Raw genomic sequence first — 10,945 nt, forward strand, 5'->3', positions numbered from 1 at the left:
TGGTGCGTCCGAGTAGACTCGAACTACCGACCCCCACCATGTCAAGGTGGTGCTCTAACCAACTGAGCTACGGACGCACTGAGGTGAAACTTTGTTTGTCGCTAGTGATGAATTTAAATGGTGCGTCCGAGTAGACTCGAACTACCGACCCCCACCATGTCAAGGTGGTGCTCTAACCAACTGAGCTACGGACGCATATCAATTATTACTGCTCTAACGACGGGGACGAATATTAACGTTCTGCTGTCAATCTGGCAAGGGGAAAATGTAATTTTGCGAGAGTTTGCTCGTATTTAAAACTATTCGCAGAAAAACATTTACCGCCTTACCATAAAATGCTGAAAATTACGCCAATTATCGCGTTGAACGTAATAAAACGACGCTGTCAGGTTGGCGATGGATCCACAAAATTCGTGTTGCCATACCAATAGCCGCCGCGGTGAGCCCGATAATAAATCCTAACCAGAAACCTTTTGGTCCCATCGGTTCGGTAATAAAATCGGTTAACGCCAAAACATAGCCAGACGGTAAACCTAAAATCCAATATGCTGTAAAGGTAATAAAGAAGATTGAGCGAGTATCTTTATACCCACGTAACACACCGGCACCAATGACTTGAATAGAATCTGAAAGCTGATAAAGCGCTGCATAGAGCATCAAGCTAGATGCTAAAACAACTACTTCAGGATTCTTATTATACATCATGGCGATAGGTTCGCGGAACGTACTGGTAAAGATGGCCGTTAAGCAAGCTAAACTTAATCCTACCGCTAAACCAGTATAGGAAGAGACTTTTGCGGCATCGGTAGATTGACGTCCCAAGTTATAGCCAACTCGAATGGTGACAGCGATACCCATTGATAATGGGAACATAAACATCACAGAACTAAAGTTAAGTGCTACTTGGTGACCCGCGACCGCAACAACGCCTAAAGGAGCGACCAATAGGGCAACAACCGCAAATAGGGTGACTTCAAAAAACAGCGCTAATCCAATCGGTGTTCCAAGCACAATAATGCGTTTCAGGATATCTGGATTTGGTGCGCCTAATGGCTGAGCAGGGCGAATATCTCTCTGATTTGGTGCGTGTTTAACATACCATCTCATCATCAGGCACATTGCCCAATACACCGTTGCTGTCGCCACGCCGCAACCAACACCACCTAAGGCAGGTGCTCCAAAGTGACCATAAATGAAGATATAGTTCACTGGAATATTGACCATCAAGCCAAGAAAACCAATGACCATGCCAGGTTTGGTTTTTGATAATCCTTCACACTGGCTACGGTACACTTGATAAAATAGGTAACCTGGGGCTCCCCACATAATCGCGTGTAGGAAACGAACCGATTTATCGGCTAACTCTTGGTCAATATGAGGCATGTTGCTAATGATCAATTTACTGTTATATAACAGTAACATGATACTAACACCTAAAATAAAGGCTAGCCACAAGCCTTGTTGAACTTGGTCGCCAATTAGGTTTCTGCGACCTGAACCGTTCATTTGAGCGATGATTGGCGTGAGCGCCATGAGAATACCTTGCCCTAATAAAATAGCAGGCAACCAAATAGAAAAACCAACAGCCACAGCTGACATTTCGATTTCGCTAACACTTCCCGCCATGATGGTGTCCACAAACCCCATGGCGGTTTGGGAAAATTGGGCAAAGAAGATAGGGATACCGAGAGCCAACAAGCTACGCGCTTCTGTAATATATTTCTGCACGCATACACCTTCACAATAAGTTTCGAATTAAAAAAAGAAAAAAGCGGAATGAAAATCTATGATTTACTAAAAAATCAGATAGTTAATGCTAACCCCTTATTCTATCTCTTTTATGTAACCAATCCAACATAGTTATAGATAAGAATAATAAAACAGCAGATTAGTATAGAAACCGTTTAAATGTTTTGTGATGGCAGCATAAATATAACCACTCAAATAAGATAGATCTCTGAAAATTCTTAGGTAAACTGAGTTCATTAATTCACTGCACTGAGAGTCATTATGTTTACAGGCATTGTTCAAGGAACCGCTCCAATTATCTCAATCACGGAAAGAGCTAATTTCCGTACTCATGTCATGAAATTCACGCCAGAATTATTAGTGGGTTTAGAAACCGGTGCATCCGTTGCACATAACGGTTGCTGTTTAACGGTGACTAAAATTGAGGGGGAGAATGTTAGCTTTGATTTAATCAAAGAAACATTGCGCCTCACTAATTTAGGTGACTTAAAAGAAGGGGATGTGGTTAATATTGAACGTGCTGCGAAATATGGTGATGAAATTGGCGGACATGTGGTTTCGGGTCATATTGTAACCACTGCAGAAATTAGTAAGATTTTCACCTCTGAAGATAATCATCAAGTTTGGCTATCTATTTATGATAAAGCCTTGATGAAGTATATCTTACATAAGGGATTTGTGGCGATTGATGGAATCAGCTTAACGGTTGGTGATGTTATCAATAACCGTTTCTGCGTGCATTTGATCCCAGAAACGTTGGCGAGAACAACACTGGGTAGCAAACGACTGGGCCATAAAGTCAACATTGAGATTGACCCACAAACTCAAGCTATTGTTGATACTGTTGAGCGTGTTTTGCATCAGAAAGAACAAGAAATGTTATTGAAGCAGAAACAAGAGAGTGATGACTCAGTAGACAGTGAAAAATCGTCAATCTAGTTTTCAGCTGATAAGGTTATAGCTCTATGCAGAGCTATAACCTGTTGAATCGGTAGGTAATAAATTCACCGGAATATTCTATTACTTCTCACTAAAATTGACCGAAAAAATGGCATTGTCACGTTCAATCGCGTCAACAAGTTGTTTGAAATGAGCGCTTTTTTGATACATTTCTAATGCTTGTGCATTTTCCCACTCTTCAAACACAATGTAGCCATTTTCTTTTGCCATCAGGTCATACTGCAAACATCCTTTTTCCATCCGGCTGCGTTTGGCAATTTCGCTAACGATTTTCTTCGTTAAATACCCGTCCTTTTTTTCGGTAGTGATTTGGGCATATACAACAATACTCATACCATTCTCCTTATGTACTCAGAACTATCTTAATGGAGACTTTGTTTTTGTATTGTAAAAAAGCGAATAATTTGACTTTAAAAATGCCGACGGTGTCATGGTAAAGTAACGCTTAAAATCGCGATAAAAGTGGGATTGATCATAATAGCCCGTTTCAAACCAACGATAAGTATCTTGTTCTTTCACCATAGTTTTCATCACTTGCTCTAAGCGACAATTGATCTGGTACCGTTTTGGTGTGATCCCAAATTCTTTTAAAAACTCTTTTTGAACTAAGCGTGCGCTGTAGCCAATATCATCGGCAATTTCGGTAATTTTTTTATTTGGATTGCGATAAAGAGAGTCCAGAACGTGGTCAATAAAATGTGCCTTTTTCGCTGCCTTAGTGACATAAAAACACTCATGCAACTCTTTGAATGAAGAATTGGCCAATGATTTAAACCAATTATTGCTCCATATTTGGCTAAGCGGAGTAGGGATATCCGTATAATTTAACGTGCGTTGGGGAAGTAAAAAACGTAAGGCATCGTGGCGAATACGCAGCACCATCACGCTGGCATTATTCGGGATGGCGGTAAATATATTGACTCTGGGGATGATTAACTGAAATGGATTGACGGATGTATGTTCGTGAGTCGACATACTGATATTTTCAGTCGAAACCCATATTTCAGCACCTGTACCTGGGAAGATCTTAATAGCATCAGTAAATTTCTTGATAATCAAAACTGAACTAACAAATTCTTTTAATTCATCAGGAGGATAATACTGTTTCAGCATGGCTCTTCAAAACGTCATAATTGAATATGCTAATAATAGCGTGTTATAGGGAAAAAATTAACTCTATAAACGATATATTCACCAAATAACGTATTTATTAAAAATCAGTTCCGTTATTAATAATAGTAACGGAACTGATTATTATGATGCCAAAAAATAACGTTAACTAACGATTAGTCATGCTGATATTCAGTGTGCTTAATCGCATCATTGGACTTGCTAGCACAACGCTGCATGAAATAGCCTATAATCATTGGGATTACAGTAAATGCCATCACGCCAGTTGTAGCGAGTAAAGGGTCAAATGTAAGTGCAGACACTAATAAACTGGCTAAGAAACATAACCCTAATTGTAAGGCGTTTTGCAGTGCAGCGGCCTTACCACTAGCAGATGGGAACGTATTGAGGGCTTTGGCGACTGCAATTGGGTATGATGCTCCGTTCATTGCTGCCATAAAGCAAAATGGAACCAAAATCATGGTTAATGTTGGCTGCGTATAAATCGCCATCACAAAGAGAATAATCATACTAACGGCATAACCCGCTAGCAAGATTGGGAACAACGTTTCAGCGCGAACTTTAGCTAATACGAAGCGGCAGCCGTATCCCCCGACAATAAATGCCAGTGTTTGAGGGATATAACTCAAGCCGATATCCGCAGGGTTAAAGCCCATATTGCGTAGAATAAATGGCGAACCCGTTAGCCATGCAAAAAAGCCAGCGCTACACGCTGCATACACAAGTACGTTACCACTGAAAACAGGGGAGCTTAGCAAGGTAGCAAAGGAAACTTTGGTTTGTGGCTGGTTTTCTTCTGCGATGACTTTCGGTGCCACTTTTTTTAGCATCAAGGTCGGTAGCAGGAGTAAAACGCCCACCATCATCAGCACGATGAAGATAAATTCCCAGTTTTTGTGCTCAAGCACCCAGGCACCTAAAAGTGGCGCTAATGCAGGAGAAAGCGCCACTAAAGGCATGATAGAGGCAAATACTTTTTGAGTATCAGCTTCGTTATAGCGGTCGATAACGAGGGCCTGCCATAAAACCGCAGCAGAACAAACGCCAACGGCTTGCAAGAATCGAAGGATTAATAACTGAGTGGCATCGGTGACCCAAATCATTGCTAGACAGCTAACAATAAACAGGGAAAGCCCAACAATAAGGATAGGTTTGCGTCCTAATTTATCTGAAAGGGGTCCCCATAATAGCTGGGCAAACGCGAAGCCCGCTAGAAAGATACTTAATGATGCGCTGATAGCGCCTTCAGTCGTATTTAAGGTTGTTTGCATTGAACCAAAGGCTGGCAGATACATATCGATGGCTAAAAACCCCAGCATGCTTAGGCCAGCAAGATAAATCAAAAATCCAGAGGAGTTTTTTGTCGCAGTATTTGTCATAGTTTTTGCTTAATCTATATTTAAAATAATGTTGATAGTTATCTTATTGTATAGGCTATTTTTTTACGTTGTGAAACGGTAATATTTGGACTCTGCTATCAAATAATTTGAAAGGAAAGAAAATGTGGTCAGCTCATGCACTTGAAGTCATAGACGCAGTTGCTCGAACGGGAAGCTTTAGTGGTGCTGCGGATGAGCTGCATCGAGTTCCTTCAGCGATCAGCTACACAGTAAAACAAGTCGAAGAATGGTTAGCAGTTCCGCTATTCGAACGTCGTCACCGTGATGTGGTATTGACGGAAGCCGGGGCTATCTTTATTAAAGAAAGTCGAAGTGTTATCAAAAAAATGATTGATACTCGACATCAATGCCAACAAGTCGCCAATGGATGGCGCGGACAGTTCAGTATTGCTGTTGATTGCATCGTAAAACCGCAGCGTACGGAACAGCTGATTTTGGATTTTTATCGTCATTTCCCTGATATTGAACTGTATATCCACCCTGAAGTGTTTAATGGAGTTTGGGATGCTTTAGCCGATGGACGTGTGGATGTTGCGATTGGAGCGACCCGTGCTTCACCAATTGGAGAGCGCTATAGCTTCCGTGATATGGGCTTTATGTCATGGCGTTGTGTTGCGAGCCCCGATCACCCATTAGCAAAAATTCAGGGCAAACTGACAGATGATCAAATGCGTGAATATCCAAGTTTGTGCTTAGAAGATACCTCAAGAAGCTTACCGAAAAGAGATACTTGGGCGCTGGATAACCAACGTCGCTTAGTTGTGCCTTACTGGGAAAGTGGTTTAGCGTGTTTGGAACATGGCTTGTGTGTGGGAATGGTTCCAGAGCACCGTGCAGCGCCATTGTGCGCAAAAGGTAAACTTGTTGAGCTAGAATTAGCGCAGCCGTTTCCTGAAAGCCCTTGCTGCTTAACGTGGGTTGAGAATGATACATCTCCAGCGTTGAGATGGCTGCTTGACTATCTTGGTGATAGCGAAACGCTCAACGCGGAGTGGTTTGCGAGCTAATGTGCTGAGGTAGACTTAGCGGCGATAATCAATAAATGGACCGTCAGCCACGGAACGGCGCTCAACTAAACGCGGATGAACTTCAATCGTTTGCGCATCTTCGCGTTTATTCACAATACGATCGAGCAACATCGCAAACGCCATTTGACCTAAACGCTCTTTTGGCTGGTGGATTGTGGTTAATGCAGGCGTGAAATATCGTGCATTACGCACGTTATCATAACCAATAATGGAAATATCTTGAGGGACACGTAATCCCATCTCGTCAGCCGCACAGATTGCCCCCATCGCCATGATGTCTCCACCACAGAAGACCGCAGTAGGGCGGTGCTTGTTACTGAGGATCTGCATCATCGCTTTATAGCCTGATTCTGGCTCGAAATCCCCTTGAACAATCCATTCATCTTTTAATGTGACTTTGGCTTCTTCCATGGCTTTTTTGAAGCCGGTTAAACGCCCAATACCTGTATTTCTTTCGAGAGAGCCAGGGATCACGCCAATTTCACGGTGACCACGGTCAATAAGGTAACGACCCGCTAAGTAACCACCGTGGAAAGAGTTATCAATAATACTGTCAGTGAAATCCCCGCGAGAGGTACCCCAGTCCATGACGACCATTGGGATATTTCGGTAATCTTCCAACATACCTATCAAGGTGTCAGGGTATTCTGAACACATCACAAGTAGCCCATCGACACGTTTTTGTGCCAACATTTGCAAGTACGCTTTTTGCTTACCTAAGTTATTGTGAGAGTTACATAAAATTAGAGTATAGCCTTTCTCATAGCAACTATTCTCGACAGACTCGATCACTTCTGCGAAATAGGGGGCTTCACTTGATGTTGCCAACAGACCAATTGATTTGGTGTGGTTGACTTTTAAACTACGCGCAACCGCACTCGGAGAATAATTGAGCTCTTTGATGGCGGCCCAAACGGCTGTTTTTGTATCATCAGCGACAAAACGCGTCTTGTTGATAACATGGGAGACGGTTGTGGTAGAGACGCCCGCACGTTTCGCCACATCTTTAATTGTTGCCATGAGAAGAAAAAACTCCTAACCAAAACTTGGTCTCTAAAATAATTCTAGTTAAATAATTACCTGCATATTGATGCATAGTACCTTTGCTGGCAATAATTTAGCGATTTGTTGTCGATTTTGTCTGATCTAGCGCAAAAACGAAAGAAATAATTGATGTTATAACATGTGATATAGACACTGGTTTTACGTTTTTGTGCATGTATACTGAAATAACCTTTTTATTTTATGGTTATTTGATAATTCAATTTCTTTATATGAGAGGGTCTCATGGATACAGATTTTAAATATGGATTGCTAGCTGCGTTTGGCTCTTTAGCTGTAATTATTTTGTTTGCTGTGCACATTTTCTGATTTCATTTCCATCCTATCTAATAAGGATGAGAAATAATTAAGGGCGAGTAATATACTCGCCCTTAGTCATTTTAGATCTGAACTAAAATTAAGCCAGATTTTCTTCAACAAATTTCCAGTTAACCAACGCCCAGAAGTTTTCTAAGTATTTTGGACGTGCGTTACGGTAGTCGATGTAGTAAGCGTGTTCCCAGATATCAACAGTCAGAACTGGCTTATCGTCACCAGAAATTGGTGTTGCCGCGTTAGATGTGTTAACGATAGCCAGGCTGCCATCTGCTTTCTTCACTAACCAAGTCCAACCTGCACCGAAGTTTTTAACTGCGGCATCAGTGAATTGCTCTTTGAACTGAGCAAATGAACCAAATGCTTTGTTGATAGCTTCTGCAACTTTACCGGTTGGCTCGCCACCTGCATTTGGAGCCAAGCAGTGCCAGTAGAAAGTGTGGTTCCAAACTTGAGCCGCGTTATTGAATACGCCACCTTCAGAAGTTTTAATGATTTCTTCTAAAGACAGACCTTCAAATTTGGTGCCTTTGATCAGGTTATTCAGGTTAACAACATAAGTGTTGTGGTGCTTACCATAGTGGTATTCTAAGGTCTCAGCAGAGATATGAGGTTCTAAAGCATCTTTAGCATAAGGTAGAGCTGGTAATTCAAAAGACATTGCGTACTCCTTGATTGCTTTTATTCAGTGTTTAGGGTGTTTGCTCGTAAAATGAGCGAAATTAAATGTACTTCTATTAATTAATCTACTTCTAGTGTAGTGACGTTGAGCTGTGCTGAGCTATTGCGTCGCATTGTAAGTCATGATTTATCATAACAGAATACAGGTTACAGTAAGAAAAAACCTGTTCCATGATGCTATTTATGCCTTAATTGTTAGTAAGTTGCATAATAATTATTCCACTGCGTGTCGTTATTGTCATTGAAGAGCAGGGAAATACATCAAGTGTTATTAATTTGCTAATATATTAACAAATAACTCCCATGATTACACGGCAAAAACACCCAGAGTGAATTTTTTATAGTAAAAAGAAAACGTTGCTATTTGCTTTTCACCTTTTGAGTACAGCAAATAGGAGTGCTATAGTATTCGCCTTATAAAACTGGCATATTGTATGAAACAATCACGGAACAATTTGCGATGTTTTGACTATGCCGGCGATTACACCGGTCAATGTGTTCTGTCTAATGAGTTGCCTTGCAAATGATTCAAAGTGGCTCAGTGACTGCAAAATCAGCACCCACGTTTTAGGATATAAAATGACAACTATCGAAAAAATTGAGCGCCAAGTTAAAGAAAACCCAATTTTATTATACATGAAAGGCTCTCCAAAACTGCCTAGCTGCGGTTTTTCTGCTCAAGCTGTTCAAGCTCTCTCTTCTTGCGGTGAGCGTTTTGCTTACGTTGATATTTTACAAAACCCAGATATTCGTGCAGAGCTACCAAAATATGCTAATTGGCCAACATTCCCACAGTTATGGGTTGATGGTGAGTTAGTTGGCGGTTGTGACATTATCGTTGAGATGTTCCAACGCGGCGAATTACAAGCTCTGATCAAAGAAACTGCAGACAAATACCGTCCAGCAGATGAAACCATCACTGAGTAATTAAATTGTTGAATAGGCTTTAATGCTTATATTGATGAAAACCGTATTAGCCTAAAACTAATACGGTTTTTTTGTTTTTAGGGGGCGAGGTTATTGAGGCTCACTAGGTAGTGGCCATCCACCTAATTTTTTCCATTTATTGACTAACTCGCAAAATAATAGCGCGGTACGGTTAGTATCGTATAGGGCACCGTGGGCTTGCTTGCCATCAAATGGAATACCTGCGGTGACACAGGCTTTTGCAAGAATGGTTTGCCCAAAAACTAATCCACTCAGTGCGGCGGTATCAAAGGTTGCGAAGGGATGAAATGGGTTACGTTTTAACCCAGAGCGTTCTGCCGCATTCATAACAAAGCTGTGATCAAAATTTGCGTTATGAGCTACCATGATCGCGCGATTGCAATCGGTATTCTTCATACCTTTTCGAATTGTTTTAAAAATGGCATGTAATGCATCATATTCACTCACTGCACCACGTAGGGGGTTCGTGGGGTCAATACCTGTGAACTCCAGTGCAGAGGGCTCCAAATTCGCACCTTCAAATGGTTCTACATGAAAATGCAGCGTTTCATCAATGGCTAGCCAGCCATCTTTGTCCATTTTGAGTGTAATGGCCGCTATCTCTAATAGACCATCAGTTTTAGGGTTGAACCCACCAGTTTCAACATCTATAACGACAGGGTAGTAACCCCGGAAGCGGTTAACCAGTGAGTTAGGGTTATTTTTTTCAGACATTAGGCTTTCAATTTACAGTTTCTGGTTGGCTTTCATTATGCCAAAGGGAATGCATTTTTGCAGGTAGATACTGAAGATATTTTAGGTGATGGTTATCACCACCTAAAATATAAAATGTATGTGAGGGATTAATTTCCTAATCCTTTGCTTGCACTTTTATTTTCGATAAGCTCAATTTTATAGCCATCTGGATCTTCAACAAATGCGATAACGGTTGTACCACCCTTGACTGGACCAGCTTCACGAGTGATATTTCCACCGGCTTGACGAATGTTTTCACAGGTTTTAGCAACATCATCAACACCTAATGCAATATGACCATAAGCATTACCTAAGTCATATTCTGTTACGCCCCAGTTATAAGTTAACTCGATAACAGCACCTTCACTTTCATCGCTGTAACCGACAAACGCTAAAGAATATTTGTATTCTGTATTTTCGCTCGTGCGCAGTAAACGCATACCTAATACTTTGGTGTAAAAATCAATGGAGCGTTGCATGTCGGTAACACGGAGCATGGTATGTAGTAAGCGCATAATAGTAGTTTCCCTATAAATTCTTCAGGCAATAATGCTTAAAGTCGAATCGATTTATCTATTAATATAACGTGGCAATATGACTAAATACAGCGATTGAGGTTTATTTTTTAGTCATATCATGGCTATACTCAATTCGAGGGAGTATATCATAATTTTATGTTTATATTACGGGTGGTTAACGATGGCAGAACAACTTGAGTTTTTTGATATTCCAAGCCCTTGCCGTGGGATATGCCAGACCAACGAGCAGGGATATTGCCGAGGTTGTTATCGAACCCGAGATGAACGTTTTGGTTGGTTGCAGCTAACTAACGCAGAAAAACGTCATGTCATCCGTTTATGTCGCCAGCGATTTTTAAGATTAAATAATAAGAAAGTGGCTCAAGAAGAGATGAATGATCCTCAACAACCTCTATTT

General features: G+C 41.2%; 13 protein-coding genes and 2 tRNA genes. 5 read left to right on the forward strand and 10 right to left on the reverse strand.

Annotated features, from left to right (window positions below):
• From JK188_RS12595 to JK188_RS12605, 3 genes are all read right to left on the reverse strand, one after another.
• A tRNA-Val gene (locus tag JK188_RS12595) sits at positions 1 to 77 on the reverse strand.
• A gap of 41 nt (positions 78 to 118) precedes the next feature.
• Positions 119 to 195 (reverse strand) — tRNA-Val (locus JK188_RS12600).
• A 159-nt stretch (positions 196 to 354) separates the two neighbouring features.
• Complete coding sequence (locus JK188_RS12605; protein ID WP_036953546.1) at positions 355 to 1,728, reverse strand: MATE family efflux transporter; 1,374 nt, start codon at positions 1,726 to 1,728, stop codon at positions 355 to 357.
• A gap of 282 nt (positions 1,729 to 2,010) precedes the next feature.
• On the opposite strand from JK188_RS12605, the gene JK188_RS12610 reads away from it, so the two are divergent.
• On the forward strand, positions 2,011 to 2,688 hold the full coding sequence (locus JK188_RS12610) for a riboflavin synthase subunit alpha (RefSeq protein ID WP_154599989.1): 678 nt from the start codon (positions 2,011 to 2,013) through the stop codon (positions 2,686 to 2,688).
• Between the two features lie 81 nt (positions 2,689 to 2,769).
• On the opposite strand, the gene JK188_RS12615 is transcribed toward JK188_RS12610, so the two are convergent.
• The 3 genes from JK188_RS12615 to punC all read right to left on the reverse strand — a co-directional run bounded on the left by JK188_RS12615 (position 2,770) and on the right by punC (position 5,219).
• A complete protein-coding gene (locus JK188_RS12615) occupies positions 2,770 to 3,042 on the reverse strand; it encodes a putative quinol monooxygenase (protein ID WP_036953541.1) in 273 nt (90 codons plus the stop codon).
• A 24-nt stretch (positions 3,043 to 3,066) separates the two neighbouring features.
• Positions 3,067 to 3,822: a helix-turn-helix transcriptional regulator gene (locus JK188_RS12620; RefSeq protein WP_154604000.1), complete on the reverse strand. Its 756-nt coding sequence runs from the start codon at positions 3,820 to 3,822 to the stop codon at positions 3,067 to 3,069.
• A 173-nt stretch (positions 3,823 to 3,995) separates the two neighbouring features.
• Positions 3,996 to 5,219: a purine nucleoside transporter PunC gene (punC, locus tag JK188_RS12625; protein WP_211885348.1), complete on the reverse strand. Its 1,224-nt coding sequence runs from the start codon at positions 5,217 to 5,219 to the stop codon at positions 3,996 to 3,998.
• A gap of 122 nt (positions 5,220 to 5,341) precedes the next feature.
• Between punC and punR the strand changes: the two genes are divergently transcribed.
• A complete protein-coding gene (punR, locus tag JK188_RS12630; protein WP_211885349.1) occupies positions 5,342 to 6,247 on the forward strand; it encodes a DNA-binding transcriptional activator PunR in 906 nt (301 codons plus the stop codon).
• A gap of 15 nt (positions 6,248 to 6,262) precedes the next feature.
• Here punR and purR read toward each other — a convergent pair whose 3' ends face one another.
• The gene (gene purR / locus JK188_RS12635; protein WP_006660078.1) at positions 6,263 to 7,288 is read right to left on the reverse strand and encodes an HTH-type transcriptional repressor PurR; all 1,026 of its coding nucleotides are present in this window, start codon (positions 7,286 to 7,288) and stop codon (positions 6,263 to 6,265) included.
• 267 nt (positions 7,289 to 7,555) lie between these two features.
• Here purR and cydH point away from each other — a divergent pair, with 267 nt between their 5' ends.
• The gene (gene cydH, locus JK188_RS18110) at positions 7,556 to 7,639 is read left to right on the forward strand and encodes a cytochrome bd-I oxidase subunit CydH (RefSeq protein WP_108479009.1); all 84 of its coding nucleotides are present in this window, start codon (positions 7,556 to 7,558) and stop codon (positions 7,637 to 7,639) included.
• An 88-nt stretch (positions 7,640 to 7,727) separates the two neighbouring features.
• On the opposite strand, the gene sodB is transcribed toward cydH, so the two are convergent.
• On the reverse strand, positions 7,728 to 8,306 hold the full coding sequence (sodB, locus tag JK188_RS12645; RefSeq protein WP_211885350.1) for a superoxide dismutase [Fe]: 579 nt from the start codon (positions 8,304 to 8,306) through the stop codon (positions 7,728 to 7,730).
• Between the two features lie 599 nt (positions 8,307 to 8,905).
• Here sodB and JK188_RS12650 point away from each other — a divergent pair.
• Positions 8,906 to 9,253: a Grx4 family monothiol glutaredoxin gene (locus JK188_RS12650; RefSeq protein ID WP_036953526.1), complete on the forward strand. Its 348-nt coding sequence runs from the start codon at positions 8,906 to 8,908 to the stop codon at positions 9,251 to 9,253.
• 90 nt (positions 9,254 to 9,343) lie between these two features.
• On the opposite strand, the gene rnt is transcribed toward JK188_RS12650, so the two are convergent.
• Together rnt and gloA are read right to left on the reverse strand one after the other, a co-directional pair.
• Entirely contained in the window at positions 9,344 to 9,988 is a 645-nt protein-coding gene (gene rnt, locus JK188_RS12655; RefSeq protein WP_006660075.1) for a ribonuclease T, read from the reverse strand.
• 128 nt (positions 9,989 to 10,116) lie between these two features.
• A complete protein-coding gene (gene gloA / locus JK188_RS12660) occupies positions 10,117 to 10,524 on the reverse strand; it encodes a lactoylglutathione lyase (RefSeq protein WP_211885351.1) in 408 nt (135 codons plus the stop codon).
• Positions 10,525 to 10,708: 184 nt separating this feature from the next.
• On the opposite strand from gloA, the gene JK188_RS12665 reads away from it, so the two are divergent.
• Positions 10,709 to 10,945, forward strand: a 237-nt coding sequence (locus JK188_RS12665) for a DUF1289 domain-containing protein (protein ID WP_036953518.1), incomplete at its 3' end; no start/stop codon positions are given.

It is taken from the genome of Providencia sp. JGM181 (assembly GCF_018257375.1).
GTDB lineage: Bacteria > Pseudomonadota > Gammaproteobacteria > Enterobacterales > Enterobacteriaceae > Providencia > Providencia lanzhouensis.

Bases quoted from the DNA above. Each gene is read 5' to 3' on its own strand.
- JK188_RS12610 (WP_154599989.1), top strand. From the start codon at position 2,011: ATGTTTACAGGCATTGTTCAAGGAACCGCTCCAATTATCTCAATCACG.
- JK188_RS12615 (WP_036953541.1), bottom strand. From the start codon at position 3,042: ATGAGTATTGTTGTATATGCCCAAATCACTACCGAAAAAAAGGACGGG.
- JK188_RS12620 (WP_154604000.1), bottom strand. From the start codon at position 3,822: ATGCTGAAACAGTATTATCCTCCTGATGAATTAAAAGAATTTGTTAGT.
- punC (WP_211885348.1), bottom strand. From the start codon at position 5,219: ATGACAAATACTGCGACAAAAAACTCCTCTGGATTTTTGATTTATCTT.
- punR (WP_211885349.1), top strand. From the start codon at position 5,342: ATGTGGTCAGCTCATGCACTTGAAGTCATAGACGCAGTTGCTCGAACG.
- purR (WP_006660078.1), bottom strand. From the start codon at position 7,288: ATGGCAACAATTAAAGATGTGGCGAAACGTGCGGGCGTCTCTACCACA.
- cydH (WP_108479009.1), top strand. From the start codon at position 7,556: ATGGATACAGATTTTAAATATGGATTGCTAGCTGCGTTTGGCTCTTTA.
- sodB (WP_211885350.1), bottom strand. From the start codon at position 8,306: ATGTCTTTTGAATTACCAGCTCTACCTTATGCTAAAGATGCTTTAGAA.
- JK188_RS12650 (WP_036953526.1), top strand. From the start codon at position 8,906: ATGACAACTATCGAAAAAATTGAGCGCCAAGTTAAAGAAAACCCAATT.
- rnt (WP_006660075.1), bottom strand. From the start codon at position 9,988: ATGTCTGAAAAAAATAACCCTAACTCACTGGTTAACCGCTTCCGGGGT.
- gloA (WP_211885351.1), bottom strand. From the start codon at position 10,524: ATGCGCTTACTACATACCATGCTCCGTGTTACCGACATGCAACGCTCC.